The following is a 25,873-nucleotide window of genomic DNA, read 5'->3' as shown; positions in this document are numbered from 1 at the left end:
TTACACCCGTTCCCATACCGAACACGAAGGTTAAGATTTAAACGGTCGATGGTACTGCTTGGGCGACTGAGTGGGAGAGTAGATGGTTGCCAGGTAACCTCTTAAGTTTTTAAGAGGTACATATTCCGCAGTAGCTCAATGGTGGAGCACTCGGCTGTTAACCGATAGGTTGGAGGTTCGAATCCTCTCTGCGGAGCCATTTGTATATTACACTAGGATTTACCTAGTGTTTTTTTATTGTCTATAAATAAAAAATACTATTCATTAAAAGCTTGCCTAGCATTCCTATACTATATAAATAATCAACAGTTATAAAATTTTATCAACAAAAATCTTTAAAAAAATATAATTTATGTGGGTTATTTAAATAAATTTCTTTATTATATCTAATAATTACCTGATAATATTACAATATTAGAGAATTTATTTAGTGAAATTTCTTTTAAATAATAAAATATTCAGAATATTTAATAAAATTAGAAGGGAATTTACTTTAAATTAGAGAATATAAATATATACATATAATAATATTTACTTACCATGAATAAACTTATTAATAATGACTTTAGCATTTTAGGATGTTTTAAATAATGTCTTAAATATCAATTTGGGGACTTTAACTGATTAAGTTCAGTGAAAATGATGCTTAAAAGTTAATTTATAAAGAAAGGTGGGTGAAAGCCATAGCTTATAAATATTAATTATTTTAAGTGATGGCAATAATTATGAAAGAATACAAAATGAATAGTCTAAGAAATATAGGTATTATAGGGCATAGTTCGTGTGGAAAAACAGCTTTAACAGAAGCTTTATTATATGTCACAAATACCACAGACAGATTAGGAAGAGTAGAAGAAGGCAATACAATAACAGACTTTGATCAGGAAGAAAAAAGAAGAAGAATATCCTTGTCAACAGCAATAGCTCCTGTTGAATGGAAAGATCATAAGATAAATATTGTAGATATGCCAGGCTATTTTGATTTTGTAGGAGAACAGATGCAGGGGTTACGTGCAGTAGATGTAGCTATGATAGTAGTATGTGGAGCAGCAGGATCTCAAGTAGGAACAGAGAAGGCTTGGAATTATTGTAGTGATATTAAATTACCAAGATGCTTTTTTGTAAATAAACTTGATAGAGAAAATGCCAATTTTGATAAGGTTTTAAGTGATTTAAAATCAAGATTTGGTATTAGTGTAGTTCCATTACAATACCCTATAGGAAGTGAAGATAACTTTAAAGGGGTAATAAATATTATTACTAGAAAAGCAACTGTTTATAATAAGAAGGCCCATCGTGTAGAAGTTATAGAAGTACCACCTCATTTAGAAAGTAAAATAGAAGAATGTAAACAGATGATAATGGAATCAGTAGCTGAAACTGATGAAAATCTTTTAGATAAATATTTCAATGAAGGTAAATTAAGTGATGAAGAAATATATAGTGGATTAATAAAGGGGTGTGCTAGTGGAGACATAGCTCCAGTTATGTGTGGAAGCTCTACTGAATTAATTGGTATTAATTCTCTATTAGATAATATAATAAATTGTTTGCCATCTCCTTCAGATGGTATTCCTGAAAGAGCTAAGGAATTGCCTTCAGGAGAAGAAATAGAAGTTAAAATAAATGAAAAAGATAAATTTTCAGCTTTTGTTTTTAAAACAATAGCAGATCCTTTTGTAGGTAAATTATCTATATTTAGAGTTGTTACAGGAAAACTTACTCCGGAGATTTCTATAATAAATTCATCTAAAAATAAGCCTGAAAAATTAAGTGGATTATGTTTTTTAAGGGGAAAACATCAGATACAAACTAAAAATATAATAGCAGGTGATATAGGAGCTGTAGCAAAGCTTCAATATACTAATACAGGAGATACTTTATGTGATGTTAATAAAGAAATAGTATATTTACCAATAGATTTTCCAAAGCCAGTAATATCTATGGCTGTAATTCCAAAAAGTAAAGGTGATGAAGAAAAGATATCATCAGCATTAAATAAATTATTAGAGGAGGATCCTACTTTTACAATTTCAAGAGATATAGAAAATGCTGAAACTATAGTTTCTGGAGTAGGAGAAACTCATTTAGAAATAGTTGCTAGTAAATTAAAAAGTAAGTTCGGAGCAGATGTTTTACTAAAAGATCCAAAGATACCTTATAGGGAAACAATAAAAGGAAGTGCAGATGTTCAAGGAAAGCATAAGAAACAAACTGGAGGGCATGGACAATATGGTGATGTTAAGATTAAATTTGAACCAAGAAGTGATGGAGAAGAGGAATTAGAATTTGTTGATAGAGTAGTTGGAGGGGCTGTTCCAAGAAACTTTATACCGGCAGTTGAAAAGGGTTTAAAAGAATGTATGCATAAGGGTGTTTTAGCAGGATATCCAGTTATAGGATTAAGGGCAACTTTATATGATGGTTCTTATCATCCGGTAGATTCTTCAGAAATGGCATTTAAAATTGCAGCATCATTGGCATATAAAAAAGGATTAGGTCAAGCAAATCCTATAATTTTAGAACCAGTTATGCATATAGAAATAATAATTCCTGATGAGTATACTGGAGATATAATGGGAGACTTAAATAAAAGACGTGGAAGAGTTATTGGAATGGAACCTATAGGAGATGGAATTCAAAAGGTAATTGCAGAAGCTCCATTAGCAGAACTATTTAAATATGCCACAGATTTACGTTCTTTAACTCAAGCAAGAGGAGAATTCTCTATGGACTTTGTAAGGTATGAGGAGGTACCTTTAACTGAGGTAGATAAAATCATAGAGAATACAAGACTTTTAAGAGAGCTTAAACATGATGCATAAAATGTTAATTTATAAAAGTACCTAAATAAATTTAATAAAAAGCTATGAATATAAAAGTTTTAATTTTTAAAAATTCATAGCTTTTTTTTTATAAATTTTTAATTAAATTATTAAGAAATACAGTATTAATTATAAAAAATTATAAATACAATATTCATGTCAATAAATTATAAATATAATATAAGGATTAGTGTTATATAAAATAAGAGCTACTGTAATACATATTTTTCGTATAGTTGATATATATTTTGGATAAATTAATATTAATAAAATTTAAATCTAATAAAATTTTCAATTTCTAACTCTAAGTTAGGGGGTATATTATATGTCAGACTATAAAATGGAGATTACAGGAGAAATTGGATTAAGTGATTATAGTAACATATATGATTATATCGGAATAGTTGACAATACTGATTCTTTTCATTTATCTATGAATAATTCTTCCAATGAGAATATTAGTATAGTTTCTTCGATGTTAAAGGATAGTGGATTTAATATAATAAATGAGGGTTATGATTCTAATGGAAAATATTTTATTAATGCATATAAAAATAAGTAAGTTTTTCTAGAAGATTACCATATAGTTAGAAGGGTGTTTTTATGCTATAATTAAGCTGTATTTTATAAGAGTACGAAGATTATCCTATAAAATGTTATACTATGTGGGGGGAAAACTATGAAAAATTACGTAATAGGAGTAGACCTTGGAGGTACTAAAATAAATACAGTTCTTGCTGATTTAGAGGGTAATGTTGTAAGTCAAACAACTGTACCTACACAAGCCAAAGAGGGAGAATTACCAGTATTAAATAGAATAATTCAAACTGTAGAAACTGTAATTGCAGAGGGAAAAGTTACATTAAATGATGTGAAAGCAATAGGAATAGGATCACCAGGACCTTTAGATGCAAAAGAAGGTGTTATAATTTCCACTCCTAATTTACCATTCAAAAACTTTAACCTAGTTAAACCGTTATCAGAAAAATTTGATATACCTGTTTATCTTGATAATGATGCAAATGTTGCAGCTATTGGAGAGTTTATGTTTGGAGCAGGAAAGGGCTGTAAAAATATGGTTTACTTTACAGTAAGCACTGGTGTTGGTGGAGGAGCTATCTTAGATGGTAAAATCTATAGAGGAGCTACTTGCAACGCTTTAGAAATAGGTCATACAACAATATTACCAGATGGACCAAGATGTAATTGTGGAAATATTGGTTGTTTAGAAGCACTTTCATCAGGTACAGCAATAGGTAAAAGAGGAATAGAAGCTGCTGAAAGTAATGTTGAGACTTCATTAAAAAAATATGATAACATAACATCATATGAAGTTTTTGTTGAAGCTGCTGCTGGAGATAAGGTTGCAAAAGATATAGTAGATAAAGCTTTAAATTATCTAGGAATAGGTGTTAGCAATGCAGTAGTAACTTTTGATCCAGAAGCTGTAATAATTGGTGGTGGAGTTTCAAAAGCAGGAGAAATAGTTTTCGAAAAAGTAAGAGAAGTTGTAAATACAAGATGCTTCAAAACAATGGCAGAAAACTGCAAAATATTACCTGCTGGATTAGGAACAGATGCAGGAGTTATAGGAGCTGTTGCATTAGCAATAATGGAAAGTGAAGAATAGAATTTTAGGATTTGTATAAAAATTAAGCTATCTCTTTTAGAGATAGCTTAATTTTTATTTTTATATTTAAGAATAAATGATAATATTTAATATAGAATTACTTAAAATAATTTTAAATATTATGGAGGATTTTTATGAATATTTATATAACAAGACATGGAGAAACAGAATGGAATACAGAAAAAAGAATGCAAGGGTGGAGAAATTCAAACCTTACAGAGCTTGGTTTAAAGCAAGCAGAAGCATTAAGAGATAGATTACAAGATATAAATCTTGATGTGATTTATGCTAGTCCTCTTAAAAGAGCTTATGATACAGCAAATATTATAAAAGGCAGTAAAAACATAGAAATAATAAAATCAGATGATTTAAGAGAGATGGGTTTTGGAAACTGGGAAGGTATGACTTTAGAAGAAATAGAAAGTCATCCAGAATATAAAGATGAGATATATAATTTATATAATAATCCTGTAGAATATAAACCTTTTGGTGGAGAAACAATAAATAACGTTTCTGAAAGAGTACATAATATATTAGATGAGATTATACAAAATAATAAATATAAGGATATATTAATTGTAACTCATGGAATGACATTAAAATTCGTAATGGCATACTTTGCGAAGAAAGCAAAAATGGAGTATGAAGATGTAATTTTTGGACAAGCTAGTTTAACACATGTAAAGTTAGATGATAATAAGATTAAGCTTATGTCTGTTAATGATACTTCACATTATAAAAAATAATAAATTTAAATTTATTTATAGGAATAAATTAATGCTAAACAACATACAATAATTAGCGAGGACGAGAGATATTAATCAAGATAAACTTATGAATAAATAATTTATTTGAGATTAATACTTTAGTTAACAATTCTTTTGTTTTAACATAATAATTATTTTATACTAACCCACCTTAAAAAAGGTATAAAATAAGTTGAAACATAAGAATTTTTTACATATGCCTACTATTAATAAGGAAGTCCTTATTTTTAGTAGGCAGTTTGATTTTATAGATAAATTAATCTTAAAGAAAAATTATAAAATAAAAATATTTTTTATTTTATAAAATTAAAGTACTATAATTAAAAATTTCAATAAGTATTATAAAATTTTTTTATGTAACAATATAACATAAATTAAAATATTAATTTAAAATAAAATGTAAAGTTTTAATTTAAAGCAATATTGTATATTTATGTTAAAATATATATTAAGATAAATTATTAGGAGTGGTAGTATGAAAGCAGAAATAATTGCAATAGGAACAGAAATCCTATTAGGAGATATTGTAAATACTAATGCACAATATTTATCAAAGCAGTTAGCTGATAATGGTATAGATGTGTATCACCAATCTGTTATAGGAGATAATGAGGAAAGAGTTTTAGAGGCTTTTAAAGAAGGCTTTAAGAGAGCAGACATTATAATAACTACAGGAGGCCTTGGGCCAACGAAAGATGATTTAACCAAGGAAATGGCTTCTAAATATTTTAATAGAGAATTAATTTTAGATGAAGAATCTTTAAAGTACATAGAAAGTTATTTTAAGAAAAATGGTAGAGAATTAAAAGGTGGCAATAAAAAGCAAGCGTATTTTCCAAAAGGATCTATAGTTTTACCTAACCCTAATGGAACAGCACCAGGAGCCATAATAGAAGAAGAAAACAAAATAATAATAATTTTACCTGGACCTCCAAGGGAAATGAAACCTATGTTTAAAAATTATGTTATGCCATATTTAAATAAGTTTACTAATGAGGTTTTAGTATCAAAGGTATTAAGAATTTTTGGCATTGGAGAAGGGTATATGGCAGAAAAGATAGAAGACTTAATAGATAATCAAAGTAATCCAACTATAGCTCCTTATGCTAAAGATAAGGATGTAACATTAAGAATAACAGCAAAGGCAAAGGATAAAAATACTGCCTTAAAAATAATTGAACCAGTGGAAAAAGAAATAAGAGAAAGACTTGGAGATAATATATATGGAGAAGGAGAAGATACCACTTTAGAAGAGGTTGTAGCTAAAAAGTTAATTTCTAAAAACTTAACTATATCTACAGCAGAATCCTGTACTGGTGGTATGTTAGCATCTACTCTTATAAATTACCCAGGAATATCTAAAGTTTTTTTAGAAGGTGCAGTAACTTATTCTAATGAAGCTAAGATTAAAAGGTTAGGTGTAAAGAAAGAAACTTTAGATAAATATGGTGCAGTAAGTGAAGAAACTGCAAGGGAGATGGCTTTAGGAATTGCCAAAACATCAGAAACTAATATAGGTCTTTCAACTACTGGCTTAGCCGGACCTGATGGAGGAACAAAAGAAAAACCAGTAGGATTAGTGTATATTGGATTATCTATAAATGGAGAAGTAAGGGTTAAAAAGCTTAACCTTCAAGGTGATAGACAAAAAATAAGAATAAGAACTGTTATGAATATTTTAGATTGGCTAAGAAGAGAGATTTAAAATGATTATAAAAAAGCAAATCCTCTTATAGTATGAATAAAATCACACCATAAGAGGATTCTTTTATATATAAATAAAATGGGGGAGAGGCGATTTCGTAAGAAGTTTTACCTTCTATTTTTATTATTACCAATAAAAAAATCTTTATTCAAAATTAAATCTATTATTGGTATTTTATTTTAATTATTTATGTAATTATATTTATATAGATAAAAATTTTAAACTTAAATAAAAGGAGGGATATAATGAATAAAGTTCTTAGGGCAAATACCTACTTTCTAATAATATTATTATTAGAAATTTTAGGACCAATGATTTTAGCTCCTATATTTTTAAACTTAAAATTACCGCTTATTGGAGCATTAGTTTTAAATCATATAATTATTTTTATAATTCCAGCAATTATATATTTTATAGTTACCAAAGAATCTGTAAAAGATACTTTAAGATTAAATCCTATAAGCTTTAACGAAGGAGCTTTAGCTGTACTTATAGGTATATTAAGTCAACCAATTTTAATATTTTTATCAACTATAACATCTTTTTTCTTTAGAAATGATACAGCTATAGTTATGAATGAGATGAGTTCTGCTCCTTATATAATACTTCTTTTAGCTGTAGCTGTAATGCCTGCTATAACAGAAGAAATAACTTTAAGAGGAATAATCTTAAAAGGTTATGATAAGAAAAGTAAAATAAAAGCAGCGATAGTTATTGGGTTTATGTTTGGAATGTTTCATTTAACAACAAGTCAATTCTTATATACTGCCCTATTAGGTGGAGTATTTGCTTATATGGTAAGGACAAGTAATAGTATATTTGTTGCATCAATAGCTCACTTTACTATTAATGGACTTCAAGTTACGATACAAAAATTATCAGGAACAGTATCAACAGATAGTATTATTGAAGCATCAAATACTATATTAAATTTTCCTATTTGGATGAAAGTTGGAATTGGAGCTTTTTGGGCAGTAATTGCTATTTTATTTACTTTCTTTATATTTATAGCAATTAAGAAACTAAAAAAATTAGCTAATAAAAGAGGGGTAGTAGATACTTATTATAGAGAAGAGGAAAATGTAAAAGATAGAATTTTTGATATTTCATTTATACTATCTATAATAGTTTATTTTCTTTATATGACAATTTTTATATAAGTTTTAAACAGAAATTATATAATATAAAAATATTTACTATTTATTTTTGACAGCTACTAGTTATTTAAATTACAATAATCATTGTGCAGTGATTATTGTAATTTTTTTATAAAATAAAAACAATTTTAAGAACTAAATTAAAAGCAATTTTAAAATAAAATATAATTTAATAAATTTTTTAAAACCATATTTTATTATATTGTGTAACTTTAAAGTATAATTTATAATAAATTTATTTGAAAAATTTTTATATACGAAATAAATAATAGCTTTAAAATAATAAATTAATCTTACAAAGGGAGATGAAAAATGAGTATACTAACAGTTAAAAATATGAATCATGGCTTTGGAGATAGGGCCATATTTGAAGATGTATCCTTTAGATTGTTAAAAGGAGAGCACGTAGGTCTTATTGGTGCTAATGGTGAAGGTAAGTCTACTTTTATGAACATAATAACAGGAAAACTTATGCCAGATGAAGGTAGCATTCAATGGAGTAATAGAGTAAGAGTTGGATATATGGATCAGCATGCAGAGCTTACTAAAGGTCAAACTATAAGAGATGTTTTAAGAGATGCTTTTAAATATTTATTTGATTTAGAGAAAGAAATGCTTGAAATAACTGATAAAATGGCTGATGCATCACCAGAAGAGCTTGAAAAATTATTAGAAGACATGGGAACTATACAAGATTTATTAGATAACAATGGATTCTATATGATAGATGCAAAGGTAGAAGAAGTTGCTGGTGGATTAGGATTAAGAGATATTGGACTAGATAAAGATGTTACTGACCTAAGTGGAGGACAAAGAACAAAGGTATTATTAGCAAAATTACTTCTAGAAAATCCTGATATACTTTTATTAGATGAGCCTACAAACTACTTAGATGAAGAGCATATAGAATGGTTAAAAAGATACTTACAAAACTATGAAAATGCATTTATATTAATATCTCACGATATACCATTTTTAAATAGTGTTATAAACTTAATTTATCACGTAGAAAATAGAACTCTTACAAGATACGTAGGAGATTATGATAACTTCATGAGAATATATGAAGCAAATAAAAAGCAAGTTCAAGCTGCTTATGAAAGACAACAGCAAGAAATTGCAAAGTTAGAAGACTTTATTGCTAGAAATAAAGCAAGAGTTGCAACAACAGGTATGGCAAGAGCTAGACAAAAGAAATTAGATAAGATGGATATAATAGAACTTGCAGCAGAAAAGCCAAAGCCAACTTTTAACTTTAAGCAAGGTAGAACATCAGGAAAGATGATTTTTGAAACTAGAGATTTAGTTATAGGATATGATTCTCCACTTTCAAAACCTCTTAACTTAAGAATGGAAAGAGGACAAAAAATAGCTTTAGTTGGAGCAAATGGTCTTGGTAAATCAACACTTTTAAAAAGCTTACTTGGACAAATAAAACCAATAAGTGGAGAAGTTGAGCTAGGTGACTATTTAGAAATGGGTTACTTTGAGCAAGAAATAAAAGAAGCCAACTATAAAAGCTGTATTGAAGAGGTATGGGAAGAGTTCCCTTCATACACTCAATATGAAGTAAGATCAGCTTTAGCTAAATGTGGATTAACAACTAAGCTAATAGAAAGCAAAATTTGCGTATTAAGTGGAGGAGAACAGGCTAAGGTAAGATTATGTAAGCTTATAAATAAAGATACTAATATACTAATTCTTGATGAGCCTACAAACCACTTAGATGTAGATGCTAAAGATGAATTAAAAAGAGCATTAAAAGAATACAAAGGAACAATACTTTTAGTTTGCCACGAACCAGAATTCTATAGAGATGTTGTAACAGATGTTTGGAATTGTGAGGAATGGACAACTAAGATAGTGTAATCCATATAATAAATTAATTAAATAATGCTTTTAAAAGAGTATCAATAATTAGAATTATTGTTGATACTCTTTTTTATCTATAAGATGGAAAAATGATAAATTTATAATAAAATTAATTTTATATAAATAAGTATTTTTAACATAAGAGTGAAACAATATGAATTTAGATTTTAAAGCTATATTGCAAAAACATTGGACTCTATTAGAAGATAAAGTTATATATGAAGATAAAAAAATATTACTGACTGATATACAAGCAGTGAAATTATTTTGTAGATCTACATGTATAACGAATGTAGTAATACAAATTTTGTAGGTAATAAAGTTATAAACTTAGTATATAACAATAAATTAAAAAATGGTGAAAAAGCTTTAGCATATTTACAGGAGAATTATAGTGTAAAAGAATAAAAAGTTAGCAGAAAAAGTGTTAGCGATATTCAGAATGAAATAGATTCTTTACTATGTAAAGATGATTGGGGAACTATAAAAGAAATTTTAGAATTACCAAATGTGCTTGGAGTAGATGAAAAAATTAAAGCTATGACAAGTGGTTTAATAGATAGGAATACTTGGCTCATAGTCTGCACGAATAAGCGTGTTTTAATGTTAGACAAAGGCATGATTTACGGATTAAAATTAATAGATATTCCATTAGATAAAATTAACAGTATATATCATCCAATTGTAATGTTGCTTGAAAAGATATCTATTACACATGGAGCAACTACAAGAACAATAGAAAATATATCTAAAACAACGGTAAGTTTCTTTGTTAATACAGTTAATAAAGAAAAGAATCATATAAGTAAGCTAAGAATATTAAGGTAACTAAGGTAATAAATAATACATAGGTTGCAGATGAGTTATTTAAATATAAACAATTATTGGATATGAGTGTATTAACAGAAGAATTTGATGCAAAGAAAAAAATTATTAAGTCTATAAGATAATTTATCTTAATAATACTATATAAATATTTTTCCAGTGTATAAAGTATTTACAAAACAATCATTGATAAACAAATAATAATGTTATATAATTATAACATAAGTTATAAATACATAACAAATATTATAAATACATAACGGAGAGTAGTTATATGAAAAGAGAATTAACTTTAAGAGAAAAATCCATATTTGATAATGGATTATTTGGACTAATTTGGATTGGTATGGGAATTGTGCAGCTTTTTACACCTAATAAAACTTTATTAATACTAGCAAGTGCTATATTACTAGTTGGTGCAGCTTCAATTTTTATTCCTTATTTAATAAAATCAGAACCAGATGATGAAATGTCAGAATACAATAAGATTAAAGCTAGATCAACAGCGTATAGAATTTTATCTTTAGGAATTTCTATTTTAACATTAGTAGCCATTGTAAAAAGTGAATGGCTAGTTAATTTAAGAATAATATTGCCTTTTGTATTAGGTGGAGTTAATATTTTTGAGTTTATTTTCTTTATTTTTTATGAAAAAGCTGGTGCTTAATATGTCAAAATTAAAAACTAAAGTTCGAGAATTACGTAGAGAATCTAATATGAAACAAGAACAACTGGCAAAGTTAGTAGGTGTAAGAAGAGAAACTATAGTGCATTTAGAAAATGAACGTTATAATCCTTCTTTAAAATTAGGAATGGATATTGCTAAAATTTTTGGAAAATCAGTAGAGGAAGTATTTGAATTTATAGAAGATGATGAATAAAATGAAATAATAAATATTTCTATAAAAATAAGCTGTCTCATAATAGGAGTAGTATTTCTATGTGTGATAGCTCATTTTATTATTTAAAAATAATAATAAGAAAAAACTATAATATATTAAGAAATAATAAGATTGATATAAATCAAATGATATTTAATATTATTTATTAAAATAAATAGAATAGCAGTAATTTGTTTTTTTTCATATTTAAATAATTATTGAATAATATATATTAGAATTAAGTGTAATTAAGTGTTGGAGGTTAAAATGGATTTTTGTGATAAACTAAAACAATTTTCTAAAAGAGCAGAAATAATAAAAAGTACTTTATTAACTGAAGAGGCAACAAAGACCGCTTTAATAATGCCGTTCTTTTCTTTATTAGGCTATGATGTATTTAATCCTATGGAATTTGTACCTGAATTTACTGCTGATTTTGGTATAAAGAAAGGAGAAAAAGTTGACTATGCAATAATGAAAGATGGTAAGCCTATAATATTAGTTGAGTGTAAAGGTGTAAATGATACACTTACTAAACATGATGCTCAGTTATTTAGATATTTTTCAGTAACTGAATCTAGGTTTGCAATTTTAACTAATGGTATTATTTATAAATTTTTTACTGATTTAGAGGAAAGTAATAAAATGGATGATACTCCATTTTTAGAAATAAATATATATGACTTAAATGATATTCAAGTTCAAGAATTAAAGAAATTTTCAAAAGATACCTTTGATATAGATACTATATTTAATACTGCATCAGAACTAAAATATAGCAATTTAGTAAAAAGCCAACTTAATAATCAATTAAATAATCCAACAGATGATTTTGTTAGATTTTTAATTAATGATTTTTATCAAGGAATTAAAACTCAAAATGTTATAGAGAAATTTAGACCTATTGTAAAAAAATCATTTCAACAATTTATAAGTGATTTTATGAATGAAAAGTTAAAGTCAATATTAAATAACAATGAGGAACTAGAGAAAGAAAAAGAAGATTTATCTTCTGAAGAAAATGAATCAGATTCGAATGAAAACGTTGAAAATAATATAGTTACTACAGAAGAGGAATTAGAAGGTTTTAATATAGTCAGAAGTATATTAAGTGAAGTTATAGACCCAGAGGATATTACCATTAAGGATGTTGAAAGATATTGTGGAGTTTTATATAAAAATAATACTAGGAAGTGGATTTGTAGATTGTGTTTTAATGCTGTAAAAAAATCTATTATAATATCTGATGAAAATAAACTAGGTATACGATATTACATTAATTCAATAACTGATATTTATAATTATAAAATTGAATTAATAGACTCTTTAAAAAAATATATTGAATAGATATATAACTTATTTAAAAAATAATATTTTGTTTCATATATTAAATTATTTATATATAATTATTAAAAGTATATATTAGAGGGGAATGAGATATTATTATAAGAGATATGTTGGTTAAGGTAAAAGAACAATTATCTAAGGATTATAATTGTAATGTTAAAGATTTCGATTGTAAAAATAATTTAGTTACAGATATAAAATTAATAGAAGGAAGCAGAAGATATAGTGATGAAAAAGAATTTTTAAAAATTCTTATATTTGGTGGGAAGACTATAATATGTGCTGATGAAAGTATTAAAAAGTGGTGTATTGAAAATTTAAGCGATATACCAGGAGAATGGATGTATTTATATTCTGTATTAAGGAAAATTGATAATAAGTTAAATGAATTTGGATATGAAATAGATAATACACACCATTATTATTTACCAAATGAAAATAAAGAAAATATAGAAATAAATAATAATATAAGATTGTATGAGAAAGAGGATATTAAGCAATTTAATGGTGATGATAGATTTGATGAAGCTTTTGCTTTTAATAGTAATTATCCAGATATATTAGCAGTTGCTGCTTTGGATGACAATAATGATATCATTGCTATAGCTGGAGCAAGTAAGGATTGTGAAACAATGTGGCAAATTGGAATTAATGTTTTACCAGTGGCAGAGGGAAGAGGTGTTGGCAAAAATATTGTTAGAGTTTTAAAAGAGGAAATATTAAAAAGAGGTATAATACCTTTTTATGGCACTATAGAATCTCATATAATTTCACAAAGAGTTGCTATAGGAGCTGGATTTTATCCTGCATTTGCTGAATTAAAAGTTAGAAAGAAAATGTCTATATAATAAATTCTCATAATATATTAAAGGTAGATAAATAAATTGTATAGAGTACATTTATAGAAAAAGAGTTAGTGTAACAGCTAACTTTTTTCATTATTAAATAAAAAAAATAGATGTGACTTTTTTGATAGAATCATATAGGACAAGTATAATGCTAAATAAATATGATTATTCTTTAAGGGATGAACATAAAAAGCAATTAAAGAATTTGAATATAAATAACTATATGGTTTTAGATAATATAAATAATGGTGGAAATATTAAAATATTTATATGAAATTAAATACTTTTTGATATAATTAATTTGTAAAACTAATAATAGAAATTAAGATAAAAGTACTAATGCATATAGAAATATACTTTATATTTCTATATGCATTTAAAATTTAGAACTATTTTTATAAATTTACTATGATTTTATTTTAATATAGCTGGGGGTATTATGAATAATATAATTATAGAAACAGAGAGGTTAATTTTAAGAAAGATTTCTAATGATGATTATTTAGATATTGCAAATATTCTTCAAGATAGTGAAGTAATGTATGCTTGGGAGAAAACTTTTTCTGATGAAGAGGTTAGCAATTGGATTGAAGAAAATTTAAAAGGATATAAAAGAGATGGATATAGTTATTTTTTAGCTATAGATAAGAAATATAATGAAGTAGTTGGTGTGATGGGACCTTTAATCGAGATAATAAATAATAAATCTTTTATAGGAGTAGCATATATATTAAATAAAAATTTTTGGGGTAAGGGATATGCAACTGAAGGAGTTAAAGGTTGTATAGACTATACATTTAAGAATTTAAATGCCAAGAGTGTAATTGCACAGATAAGAACTTGCAACAAAAGCTCTCAGAAGGTAGTCGAAAGATTAAATCTCCAGGTAATATATAAATATATAAGAATATATGATAATAAGGAAATGGAACATTTAGTATATTCAATTGATAGAAATAGATATTATGCTAAAGATTAAGTTAAAAATATTAGGTAGATAAAGAAAAATAATAATAAATATAAAAACACCCTACCAAAATTCATAAATATGTGTTATTATATTTAACTGTTAAAGCACTTCACTAACTATGAACAGTTCATTGAGAAAAAGCACGCTAAATTTAGCGTGCTTTTTATTTGTCTTTACGACATTTTGTTTTTATTTAATATAAATTTCTACAAAAGGTTAATAAATTGTAAATAAATTTAAAATTAATAATAAAAATTTTCGTAAACATATTGACTATTTTAAAATTTTAGTAAATAATTAACAGTGTAAAAAGTAAATAACTAAGATAGAGGCGCGAAATTTAAGAGTAATATTACAGAGTTAAGCACAGTGAAGTAATATGAAAGGAAATTTTGCCGAAGCTTATAGTAAATGCTTTAATACTATTTGCTGGGATTACGCAAAATATGTGTAATACTGTCATAGGTTTTATACCTATGGAGGGCTATTATTCAGTATGTAAGAAACGTGTTAACCTTGTTAATACTCTTCTGTGTTATGGATGAAGCTCCATAGCACTTTTTTTTATTTTAAAATACTTATAAAATCTTACAATCTGCAAATAATAATAATAAAGTTTTATTATATAAATCAGATTTTAAATTTATAGCTTTATTAAAAATATAAAAGTAATATAAATTATATTATTTTTAATATCTTGGTTAGTTGCTTATGGGAAATATTATTTCGAGCGTCTTTATTAAAAATAATAAAGTGCCCATAAGGAGGAAAAAAGATGAGTGATAGTGAAAATCAACAACTAAAAAGAGGTCTAAAGGCAAGGCATCTAAATATGATTGCCATGGGAGGTGCCATAGGTACTGGAATATTTCTAGCTATGGGAGATACCATACATCAAGCTGGTCCTGGAGGAGCTTTAGTTGCTTATGGATTAATTGGAGTTATGGTATACTTTTTAATTACAAGTTTAGGAGAAATGGCAACTTACATGCCTGTATCAGGTTCATTTGGTACATATGCTACAAAGTTTGTAGATCCAGCTTTAGGATTTGCTCTTGGATGGAACTATTGGTACAACTGGGCTATTACAATAGCAGCAGAGATGGTTGCTGGAGCGTTAATTATGAAATATTGGTTTCCAGATGTTAAATCAATATTTTGGAGTATATTATTTTTAGCAATAATAATAGGATTAAATATTTTATCATCAAAGGCTTATGGAGAATCAGAGTACTGGTTTGCAAGTATAAAGGTTATAACAGTTATTGTATTTTTATTAATAGGTGTAGCTACAATACTTGGTATTATGGGAGGAGAAAAGTTAGGATTTAAAAACTTTCATAGTAATGGTGGACCATTTATTGGGGGTATGAAATCAATATTTGCCATCTTTTTAATAGCAGGTTTTTCATTCCAAGGTACTGAACTTGTAGGAATTGCAGCTGGAGAAAGTGAAAATCCAGAAAAAACAATTCCAAAAGCTATAAATACTATATTTTGGAGAATATTAATATTTTATATAGGTACAATTATAGTTATTGGTGCAGTTATACCTTTTGCAGAGGCAGGAGTAAATGAAAGTGCTTTTACAATGGTTTTTGAAAAGGCAGGGATAGCAACAGCAGCTTCTCTTATGAATGTTGTTATACTTACATCTGTTTTATCAGCTGGTAACTCAGGTATGTATGCTTCAAGTAGAATGTTATATTCAATGGCCAAAGAAGGAATGGCACCTAAAGTTTTTGGTAAATTAAATTCAAGAGGTGTTCCAATTAATGCAGTTATACTAACTACGATCATAGCTTCAGCTTGTTTTTTAACAGGAATATTTGCAGAAAGTACAGTTTATGTTTGGCTAGTAGCAGCATCAGGACTTGCTGGATTTATTGCTTGGGTAGGAATTGCAATATGTCATTATAGATTTAGAAAGGCATATGTAGCTCAAGGAAGAGATTTAAAGAATATAAAATATAAAGCTAAGTTTTTCCCAATAGGACCAATAATAGCTTTATTAATGTGTGCTATTATTATATTAGGACAAGGCTATGGATATATTAATGATAATGGAGTAGACTGGAAAGGCATGATTGCAGCTTATATAGGATTACCATTATTTTTAATATTATATTTTGGATATAAAATAAAAAATAAAACTAAAATATTAAAATTAGATGAAATAGATTTAGATTATAGTGAAGAAAGTAATAATGAAGATAAAGATTCAAGCATTGCATAAGGAAATATTTTATATAATTTAATTATAAAATAAATATGAGCTGTCTTAAAATAGAAATTAAGTTTTTATTTTAAGCAGCTCGTTTTTTATAAATGATTTTAAATACTTTAACATTTTTTTATTATACATTTTTGAGCAGCTAATAATCCAATAAAATATATAAATATTATAATTATAGATAAAAAATAAACTTTTATTTTAAATAATGAATCTAAGAGACCTAAGGTAATTATAAATGATGAGATTAAATAGGAGGTTATATTTTGAATTTTAATAAGAGCTTTTTCGTTGCTTATTATAAAATCAGATTTGCAAATAAGATGTATAGTGGATCTATTTTTTAAGCTATAAAGTAAGGTTATAATCCCTATTATAGTAAAACATATTGAAAAAATATTTTTAATTATCATAGTAAATCAGCTCCTCTAGATTCTTTGTAAACGTTTAATAGGATGATAAAAAAATAATATCAAAAATTACTTCTAAAAATCTTAAGTAATATTTTGATATTTTAAAATAAAAGATCTCTTATTAATTTTAATTATAAATTATTTTTTTACTATATCAATACCTTTAATTAAAATTAGGTAAAATTTATAGACTTAATATAAAAAGATAAATTTAACATTAAAATTGAAAAGGTATTTTTCAAAGTATAGCTAATATTTACATCAATGAAGTAAGCCTTTCTAAAATAGACTTTACTTCATCTATGCTAAGATAAGCACCTTCTTTTAAAACCTCTTTTCCTTCTACAAACATTATAGTAAAAGGTGTTGAATAAACATTGAAATAATTAAAAATATCTGGTTTATCTAAAATAAGACCTACTTTTACATCTTTGTTTGTCTTTTGAAGATCTAATAATTTAGTGTAAAGAACGTTACAAACACAGCATCCAGAGTTTTCTTTATTAAAATATAAAAAGCATATTTTATTAGAGTTAATAAAAGAGTCTACTTCTTTTAAGTTATTTAATTGCATAAAACCACTTCCTTACAATATATCCTTAATTTATAAGTATATATTTATCTTATCTATATGTAAAATTTATTTAAAGTATAGTATCCTTATATTTAAAATAAATTTTGTATATTATAATTTATTATATAGTTAAGATAATAAATTATATTATTTTTAGTATTAAATTTATTTTCTTATAATAGAAGAACTATTATCTAATATTATATTAAAATCAGTTTTTTTTATCCAACCTTTAGAATTAATATTAGTATGGATAGGTAGGGCAATATAATACCAACTTTGGTTATTAACATCGGCTTGATCTAAGATTATAACTTCTAAACTTTTTTTTATTTCATTCACTAATGGAGCTTTATGAAATGGTGCCAATAATACTAAAACATTATCATTTGTTATTCCAGTTTCGCTAGTAGGATTACTGTATTTTATATAGATGTTATTTTGAGATTTACTATCACTATTAAATTTATCATTTAAATCTTTATATTTACGAGAGGTAAATAGTAGTTGTTGTCTTGTTGAAGCTAATTTTTTATCAAAATATAGATATAGGGAAGCACCTATAAATAGTAACAATAAAATTATAATAAATAAAAATAAAGTCAAAGAGATCACTCCTAATATTTTATATATTTATAGTATATTTATTAGCAACTTTAATAATTACTAAGGAGGTGTAATTATTTAATGAGGATATTATTTACTTTTTTATTTAAAAATATTTTAGAAAAGAAATTAAGAAGTATTTTGATAATATTAGCAATAGCAATTGCTACAGCTATGACTTTCGCATCTTTAGGAACTTCAGATAATTTTAAAAATATGGTTATAGAAAAAAATAGAATGGAATTTGGAAATGGAGACTTAATTATAAGTGCTAAAGAAGATTCAAAAGATTCATTTATAGATTCTGAAAAAATAGATAAATTTATTTCTTCTAAAAATAAAGTGGCTATATTTAACGGCAGTGGAGTATTTAAAGATGACAATAATATTAAAAAAGTTAATATTATAGCATCTGATGTTGAAAAAATTAATGATATAAATCCAATATATTTAGAGAACAATAGTAAGAATTTTGATTTTAATAATATTAATGGTAATAAAGTTATAGTTTCTAAAAGTTTTTCAGAGGAATTTAATTTTAAAAGAGGAGATACTTTTAATATAAAAATAGAAGGAAAGGATATTCCTTTAAAAATAGAAGCTATTGCTATACCAAAAGGATTCTTTGGTGAAAAACCAGGAGAAATAACTTTAGTTATGAGTAATGAAGGATTATCAGAAGAACTTTCAAGGAAACCTTTAATTACATCTTATTTAATAAATACAGAAGGTAATAAAAAGGAAATAGAAGATATAGGAGAAACTTATTTAAAAGATTATTCTGTTAAGGAAACCATAAATGATGAAACCTTAGATGATATGGTTAAACAATTTACTATTCCATTTTATATTATGCTAGCTGTTGTTGTGCTTATGGCTGCTTTTATAATATATTCATCTTTTAAGGTGATAGTTATTGAGAGAATGGGAGTAATAGGAACTTTTAGAAGTATAGGTGCTACTAAGTTTTCAACAGATGGACTATTAATGTTAGAGAGTTTAATTTATGGAATTATAGGATCTATAATAGGGGGATTTTTAGGAGTGCCAATGCTTTATCTTTTAAGTGATTCTTCAAATCAATTTAAAGATTTAGGCATAAAAACAGCAATTAATTTTAGTTTAACAAATATGATATTAGCTATGGTGATAGCTATAATATTATGTTTAGTAAGCTCTATAATACCAATAATAGAAGTTAGTAAAGTTCCAGTAAAAGAAATTATACTTGGAGAGTATAAATCTAGTGGAAAGCAGCACCCTATTTTATGGATTATTGGAATAGCATTTATTATTTTTCCTTTTTATTATATAGGAGTTTTCAAAAATTCAGGAAGCTTTATTTTAACTTTACTTTGTGCATTTTTATTTTTAATAGGTATAGCTATTATAGTTCCATCTATTTTAAAGATATTATCTAAAGTTTTAAAAGGATTTTATAGAATATTATTTGGTAATGAAGGTGTCTTAGGGTTAGAAAATGTAGGGAGCTCTAAAAGTTTAGCTAATAATGGAGTACTTTTATGCTGTGCTTTAGCAGCAGTTGCTGCAATTTATATAGCTTCTTATAGTGTTAAAAATATAATTGTAAAATCTTATAGTGGAGCTAATTATGATGTAGCAATAACTTCTATTAGTTCTTTTGATAAAAAATATATAGATAATAAATTAGAAGATTTAAAGGGAAAAGAAATATCTGATTTTACTAATGATTATATAAGTTATAATATAAAGATTGATAATATTCCTATGGAAATTGGAATACTTGAAGGAGTAGATGGTAATAAATATCTTAAGTTTTTTTCTGATGAAGAAATTTATGATAAAGAATCTTCTTCTATAAACTCAAAAGAAATATTAGGAAAATTAAATAAAGGTAATTATATAATTATGGCAGATATTTTTCAAAAAAAGTATAAATATAAAGTAGGAGATAAAGTAAATATAGATATTGATGATAATTATTATCCTTATGAAATAATAGGTTTTTTATCATCACCTATAAGTGCTAATAAAAGAAACTGTATAATATCAGAAGAAAATTTTAAAAAGGATTTTGGAAAATCAGTACCTACAGAAATATTAGTAAAGGGAAACAATTTATCTGAAGATGAATTAGCTAAATATTTAAGAAATGATTTTGAGGACTATCCTGTAGTTGTAAAACAAAAAAGTCAAATTGAGAAAGCGGAAATTGAAAACAATGTGGGGCTTATGAAATCTCTTGAAAGTTTTTCAATTATGGCTTTAGTAATTGGTGGTTTGGGTATAATGAATAATCTTATGGTAAGTTTTATTCAAAGAAAAAGAGAAATGGCAGTACTTGCATCTATCGGGATGAGTAAAACTCAAAGAATGAAAATGATATTTGTAGAAGGATTTACTATAGGAATTGTAGGAAGTTTAATTGGAGTTTTATCTGGTATTGGAGTTACATCATTTGTACCAGAGATAACATTATCTTTAGATACCTATTTAAAAATAAAAATTCCAAAGGAACAAATGCTTATGCTCTTTATATTAGGAGTAATTCTTGTTGTTATAGCATCTTTTGTGCCTATGTTTAAATCATCTAAGATTTCAGTAGTTAAAGAAATTAAATATGAATAAGGTGTGAGAATTTTATGGATAATATTGATAAAATAATTGAGGTTAAAAATTTATATAAAAGTTTTAAAGCAGGTAGTGAAGAGGTTACAGTTTTAAATAATATATCTTTAGAGGTTTTAAGAGGACAATTTTTATCTATAATGGGGCCATCGGGGTGTGGAAAAAGCACTTTGTTATATCTTATGGGAGGATTAGATTCTCCAACAAAGGGGGAAATACTTCTTCTTGGGAAAAATATAAGCACCCTTAGTGATAAAAATATAAGTAAACTTAGAAGAAGAGAAATGGGTTTTGTATTTCAATTTTATAATCTTGTGCAAAATCTAACAGTAGAAGATAATATATTACTTCCTATTTTATTAGATGGAGGTAATCCAAGGCATCATAAAGAAGATTTAAATAAAATATTAGATATAATAGAGCTTTCTCATAAAAGAAAATCTACACCAAGAGAATTATCAGGAGGACAACAGCAAAGAGTAGCTATTGCAAGAGCTTTAATTAATAATCCAGATATTATTTTTGCTGATGAGCCTATTGGTAATTTAGATTCTAAAACAGGAACAGAAATTATGAAATTATTTCAAAGAATCAATAAAGAAGAATCTATGACTATAGTTAATGTAACCCACTCTAGAGAATCTGCAGATTACGGAACAGATATATTATTCTTAAAAGATGGTGTTATTGTAAATAGTGAGAAAGTTTTAAATAATAATTTTATAGATATATAATTACAATTTTATATATGATAAAATGTACTTATTGCATTTTTAGAATTTATTTTATCTTATGAAATTCTAAAAGATAATAACTTCAAAGTAGGTGTATATATGTTTTTAATGATAAATATTGAAAAATGGAGAGAAATAAAAAAACAGTCATTTTCTCAATATTATATGAGTAATTTTATTAAATTTTCTATATTTTTTATTTTTATAGCCGCATTTTTTAATATTGTTACAGATATAAATCATAGTTTAAAAGTATCAGTTCCAAAGCATTTGATTTATGATTTATTGATACCGTTGATTTTATCAGCAATCTTAACTTATTGTAATTGCACAATAGAAAAAAACTTAAATTTTATGCTATATTCAGATGAAGAAGTAAATAAAAAGAAATTTAAATTCTTTTATATTTTAAATGGAGTTATTTGGGTATCTATAGTTGTAAATTTAATAAGTGTATTAAGTTTAGCTAACATATACAATAAGAAAATTTCAGAACTTGTTTTAGATATTTTTGCAGGTATATTTGTTGGTATTATTATAGGGTTATTTTATGGTATATTTTCTTTTAAAAAGTTTTATAAGAATCATGAAAATGATTTTGATAAAAGCAAGGTAAAGAAGAAAAGCAATAAGAAAAAGAAAAAGTAATATAATAATAAAGACTTTTACTATATTTTAATTTATATATAGTCTGTATGTAAAAAGGTTTTTCTCAGTTTTGAGAAAAACCTTTTTTATAATTATATATTTTATAAAGAAATTAATATGTAAATAAAAACATCAGTTATAAATCTTTAACACATTCTGATAATATGGTACCTATAGAGTCATTAATAACTAAATCAGCCATATCATCATATTGGGTTTTAGATTTATTTATTAAGACTAGTTTTTTACCTCTAAAGTATCTAATCATACCAGCAGCAGGGTATACAACTAAAGATGTTCCACCTACAATTAAAATATGTGCTTCTGAAATGTATTTTAATGAAGAACCAATTACCTTTTCATTTAGGCCTTCCTCGTATAAAACAACATCAGGCTTTACAACTCCACCACATTTCTCGCAATAAGGTATATTGGTTTTGGAGGAAGTTATATATTCTAAAGGATAAAATGCACCGCATTTTGTACAATAGTTTCTATGTATAGATCCATGTAATTCAAGAACATTCTTACTACCAGCTAGCTGATGTAAGCCATCAATATTTTGAGTTATTATAGCTTTTAATTTTCCTAATTTCTCTAGTTTACTCAGAGCAAAATGAGCTGCATTAGGTTTAGCTTCTGTATATATCATATTTTTTCTATAGAACTTATAAAAATCCTCCATATGAGATAAATAAAAACTATGGCTTAGCATTTCTTCAGGAGAATATTTTATACCACTTTTTTTATTATATAATCCATTGGCTGAACGGAAATCTGGAATATTTGATTCTGTTGAAACGCCGGCACCACCAAAGAAAACTATATTATTATTTTCTTTAATTATTTTTTTTAAATCTTGAATTTCCATAAAACCACCTCACTGAAATTATAGCATAGTTTATAACCTACCATTAATCACAGTAATGGGAAGTTTATTATAAATTAAAAACTATAGAGTAAAATTTACAATTTTTACTCTATAGTTTTTAATTTTCAATAAAAATAAGCTATATTAAATTTAATATAGCTTATTTTTGTTTTTATACTATATATTATATGTTAATTAATATCTCTTACATATTTTCGATTTTTAAAGTAATTAGTTTTAATTATTAAATCGCTAATATTAAAGGCTTCTTTATAATGAGATATAACCTCTTCATTTCCAGATCCTATAATAATACCACCATTAAGTAAGGCAAAGTTTCTATTAGTATTTACTAAAATCTTTCCTATAGCCGTGGTGTTAAATTTATCTTTATCAACACCAAATAGGTAGGCTAATGTTGGCATTATATCAATTTGTCCACCTATTACATCAAAAGTTTGGCCTTTTAATCCTTTAGAATGTATTACAAATGGAACTTTTGGATGTATATCATCTTGTATCCATGGATATTGTTCAAGACGATATGCTAATTCATCAGAACAATACTTCTTATATCCACCATGATCTCCCGTTATAACTAATACAGAGTTATCATAAAGATTATTTTCTTTAAGACTCTTTATAAATTCACCTATTTGCGTATCCACGTAGTTTATACATTGTAGATAACTACCTAAATAAGATTGTGCCAAATCCTCTGGAAGATTTAATTTATATTCTTCAGCAGGTATATATTGAAAATGAGCATGTGAATCTAGTGTAACAACATGTCCAAAAAAAGGTTGTGACATTGTTTTAATTTTTGATATAAAAGTATTCAGTATTAAACTATCAGTAGTATTTCCATAATAGCTAGTAAAGTTAGGTGGTATTTCAAAGCTGTTTAAATCAAGAACCTTATCAAAGCCTATATAACTATCAGAAACTTTAAAGTGCCAGTTTCCACCATGCTCTCCATGTAACATTAATGTTTCATAATCTAAATTCTCAAGAAGTTTAGGTAATGAATTATAAGTTGTATCTCCATAGTCTATAAAAGTTGATTTATGCCTTATGGGAAATATTGATGTATTTATAAGTAAATCTGCATCAGAGCTAACTCCACCATTAGTTTGGTCATATATATTTGGGAAATTAAAACTTTCTCCAAGTAATTTATTAATATTTGGAGTAATTTCTTCGTTTCCTATTTTTTGACCTATAGGAAAACTTTCAAAAGCTTCTATTTGCATTATTATTAAATTTTTATTTAAAAATATTCCTTTAAATTGGTTATCTACAATATTTTCTTTGTTCTTTATTAACCAGTTAGTTATTATTTCATCATTATTTACCGACAACTGTCTTTTAGGTGTAGTTATTTTATTTTTAATATCTATTATATGAAAAACTAAAGGTGATGTTTCATATACAATACTATAAGGTTCCCAATAAGAACCGTTTATCTGAAAAGACAATTTTTTATTTTTATCCATATCAATTATTTTTAAAAGAGATAAAGATGATACAATAACAATAATAACCATAGTTAATTTACAATTAGTAAAATTAGGCTTTATATTTTTATATTTAATAAAAATAAATATAAAAATTATTATTAAAAAATCTAAAACAAAGAATATATCAGAACCTTTAATAAATGTTGTAGATGATATTGAATTTTGTATTACTTTATAATCTTTTGTAATAAAATTAAAAGTTAAAAAATTTCCGTGACTTCTTATTGCCCATAAATCTAATAGCAGTAATGAAGAAAATAAAAAGTCTATAACTATGTAATAAATATATGGTTTTTTATTTATTAAAAGGCCAAAAGAAAGTATTAAAATTAAAGGTAAATTATGAAATAAAAGCATAACTTTATTATTAGTTATTGTATATAGTAAGTTATAAAGACTAGGTCTAATGAAGTCTTTATTATTAACAATACAAGAAAATAGTAAATCTTTAAAAAATAAAATTATTACAAATAGTATAAAAATAGAAAAAGATTTAAGTTTTATTTTGTTTATTTTAAAAAAATTAGTCTTAAGCATTTAAATAGTCCCCTTATCATATAAAAAGTAAAATTATGCCATAACACCTTATATTCTATAACAATAATACATATAATTCAAAGATGTTAATAGAAAAAGTTTATATAAAGATAATTTAAGATTTTTTTTGTAAAAAATAAAAAAAATGTTGACAATATATTATTTATTATGATATTATATTTTTTGTCGTCACAAGGCGATGAGATCTTTGAAAATTAAACAGAGAGAAACTTACAAAATCTTTTAAGATTTTTTTAAACCAGCAATTCTTTTATATGAGTAAAGATTAAACTTTTTAAA

22 protein-coding genes, 1 tRNA gene, 1 rRNA gene and 1 riboswitch are annotated in these 25,873 nt (G+C 25.6%); of the genes, 20 read left to right on the top strand and 4 right to left on the bottom strand.

The features are described 5' to 3' along the window. From rrf to BUA70_RS11475, 17 genes are all read left to right on the top strand, one after another. Positions 1 to 95, top strand: a 5S ribosomal RNA gene (gene rrf, locus BUA70_RS11550); the annotation flags it as partial. A 29-nt stretch (positions 96 to 124) separates the two neighbouring features. Continuing rightward, positions 125 to 199, top strand: a tRNA-Asn gene (locus BUA70_RS11545). 526 nt (positions 200 to 725) lie between these two features. Further along, a complete protein-coding gene (fusA, locus tag BUA70_RS11540) occupies positions 726 to 2,825 on the top strand; it encodes an elongation factor G (protein WP_072897477.1) in 2,100 nt (699 codons plus the stop codon). A gap of 325 nt (positions 2,826 to 3,150) precedes the next feature. Then, complete coding sequence (locus BUA70_RS11535; RefSeq protein WP_072897475.1) at positions 3,151 to 3,387, top strand: hypothetical protein; 237 nt, start codon at positions 3,151 to 3,153, stop codon at positions 3,385 to 3,387. 117 nt (positions 3,388 to 3,504) lie between these two features. Further along, a complete protein-coding gene (locus BUA70_RS11530; RefSeq protein ID WP_072897473.1) occupies positions 3,505 to 4,455 on the top strand; it encodes an ROK family protein in 951 nt (316 codons plus the stop codon). A gap of 134 nt (positions 4,456 to 4,589) precedes the next feature. Further along, a complete protein-coding gene (locus BUA70_RS11525; protein ID WP_072897471.1) occupies positions 4,590 to 5,201 on the top strand; it encodes a histidine phosphatase family protein in 612 nt (203 codons plus the stop codon). A gap of 496 nt (positions 5,202 to 5,697) precedes the next feature. Further along, the gene (locus BUA70_RS11520) at positions 5,698 to 6,927 is read left to right on the top strand and encodes a competence/damage-inducible protein A (RefSeq protein WP_072897469.1); all 1,230 of its coding nucleotides are present in this window, start codon (positions 5,698 to 5,700) and stop codon (positions 6,925 to 6,927) included. Between the two features lie 245 nt (positions 6,928 to 7,172). Beyond that, positions 7,173 to 8,087, top strand: a complete 915-nt coding sequence (locus BUA70_RS11515) for a CPBP family intramembrane glutamic endopeptidase (protein ID WP_072897468.1) — start codon at positions 7,173 to 7,175, stop codon at positions 8,085 to 8,087. A 309-nt stretch (positions 8,088 to 8,396) separates the two neighbouring features. Continuing rightward, complete coding sequence (locus BUA70_RS11510) at positions 8,397 to 9,953, top strand: ABC-F family ATP-binding cassette domain-containing protein (RefSeq protein WP_072897467.1); 1,557 nt, start codon at positions 8,397 to 8,399, stop codon at positions 9,951 to 9,953. Between the two features lie 282 nt (positions 9,954 to 10,235). Next, positions 10,236 to 10,364, top strand: a complete 129-nt coding sequence (locus BUA70_RS13320; RefSeq protein WP_278337215.1) for a hypothetical protein — start codon at positions 10,236 to 10,238, stop codon at positions 10,362 to 10,364. Positions 10,365 to 10,496: 132 nt separating this feature from the next. Next, on the top strand, positions 10,497 to 10,784 hold the full coding sequence (locus tag BUA70_RS13235; protein WP_242977353.1) for a PH domain-containing protein: 288 nt from the start codon (positions 10,497 to 10,499) through the stop codon (positions 10,782 to 10,784). Between the two features lie 271 nt (positions 10,785 to 11,055). Further along, positions 11,056 to 11,448, top strand: coding sequence for a hypothetical protein (locus BUA70_RS11500; RefSeq protein WP_072897466.1), 393 nt, complete (start codon positions 11,056 to 11,058; stop codon positions 11,446 to 11,448). 1 nt (position 11,449) lies between these two features. Beyond that, entirely contained in the window at positions 11,450 to 11,662 is a 213-nt protein-coding gene (locus BUA70_RS11495; RefSeq protein ID WP_072897465.1) for a helix-turn-helix transcriptional regulator, read from the top strand. Positions 11,663 to 11,929: 267 nt separating this feature from the next. Then, on the top strand, positions 11,930 to 13,009 hold the full coding sequence (locus BUA70_RS11490) for a type I restriction endonuclease (protein WP_072897464.1): 1,080 nt from the start codon (positions 11,930 to 11,932) through the stop codon (positions 13,007 to 13,009). A gap of 107 nt (positions 13,010 to 13,116) precedes the next feature. After that, positions 13,117 to 13,857 (top strand): GNAT family N-acetyltransferase, encoded by a 741-nt coding sequence (locus BUA70_RS11485; protein ID WP_072897463.1) that lies wholly within the window; start codon positions 13,117 to 13,119, stop codon positions 13,855 to 13,857. A 439-nt stretch (positions 13,858 to 14,296) separates the two neighbouring features. Further along, positions 14,297 to 14,836, top strand: coding sequence for a GNAT family N-acetyltransferase (locus BUA70_RS11480; RefSeq protein WP_072897462.1), 540 nt, complete (start codon positions 14,297 to 14,299; stop codon positions 14,834 to 14,836). A gap of 309 nt (positions 14,837 to 15,145) precedes the next feature. Continuing rightward, a riboswitch (Lysine riboswitch) is annotated at positions 15,146 to 15,322 on the top strand. 280 nt (positions 15,323 to 15,602) lie between these two features. Beyond that, on the top strand, positions 15,603 to 17,063 hold the full coding sequence (locus tag BUA70_RS11475; RefSeq protein WP_072897461.1) for an amino acid permease: 1,461 nt from the start codon (positions 15,603 to 15,605) through the stop codon (positions 17,061 to 17,063). A gap of 666 nt (positions 17,064 to 17,729) precedes the next feature. Here BUA70_RS11475 and BUA70_RS11465 read toward each other — a convergent pair. Together BUA70_RS11465 and BUA70_RS11460 are read right to left on the bottom strand one after the other, a co-directional pair. Next, positions 17,730 to 18,047, bottom strand: coding sequence for a thioredoxin family protein (locus tag BUA70_RS11465; protein ID WP_072897456.1), 318 nt, complete (start codon positions 18,045 to 18,047; stop codon positions 17,730 to 17,732). Positions 18,048 to 18,212: 165 nt separating this feature from the next. Beyond that, positions 18,213 to 18,653, bottom strand: a complete 441-nt coding sequence (locus BUA70_RS11460) for a hypothetical protein (protein WP_072897454.1) — start codon at positions 18,651 to 18,653, stop codon at positions 18,213 to 18,215. Between the two features lie 81 nt (positions 18,654 to 18,734). On the opposite strand from BUA70_RS11460, the gene BUA70_RS11455 reads away from it, so the two are divergent. From BUA70_RS11455 to BUA70_RS11445, 3 genes are all read left to right on the top strand, one after another. Beyond that, positions 18,735 to 21,263 (top strand): ABC transporter permease, encoded by a 2,529-nt coding sequence (locus BUA70_RS11455; protein WP_072897452.1) that lies wholly within the window; start codon positions 18,735 to 18,737, stop codon positions 21,261 to 21,263. 23 nt (positions 21,264 to 21,286) lie between these two features. Further along, positions 21,287 to 21,997 (top strand): ABC transporter ATP-binding protein, encoded by a 711-nt coding sequence (locus BUA70_RS11450; protein WP_111944858.1) that lies wholly within the window; start codon positions 21,287 to 21,289, stop codon positions 21,995 to 21,997. 99 nt (positions 21,998 to 22,096) lie between these two features. Next, a complete protein-coding gene (locus BUA70_RS11445) occupies positions 22,097 to 22,645 on the top strand; it encodes a hypothetical protein (protein ID WP_072897449.1) in 549 nt (182 codons plus the stop codon). A 136-nt stretch (positions 22,646 to 22,781) separates the two neighbouring features. On the opposite strand, the gene BUA70_RS11440 is transcribed toward BUA70_RS11445, so the two are convergent. Beyond that, the gene (locus BUA70_RS11440) at positions 22,782 to 23,516 is read right to left on the bottom strand and encodes an NAD-dependent protein deacylase (protein WP_072897447.1); all 735 of its coding nucleotides are present in this window, start codon (positions 23,514 to 23,516) and stop codon (positions 22,782 to 22,784) included. 191 nt (positions 23,517 to 23,707) lie between these two features. Further along, positions 23,708 to 25,573: an LTA synthase family protein gene (locus tag BUA70_RS11435; protein WP_072897445.1), complete on the bottom strand. Its 1,866-nt coding sequence runs from the start codon at positions 25,571 to 25,573 to the stop codon at positions 23,708 to 23,710. Positions 25,574 to 25,873: the final 300 nt, after the last annotated feature.

The organism is Clostridium fallax (assembly GCF_900129365.1).
Classification (GTDB): Bacteria; Bacillota; Clostridia; order Clostridiales; family Clostridiaceae; genus Clostridium_AH; species Clostridium_AH fallax.
The sequence above is the reverse complement of the archived record's forward strand: the minus strand, read 5'-3'. Positions and strand labels throughout refer to the sequence as shown.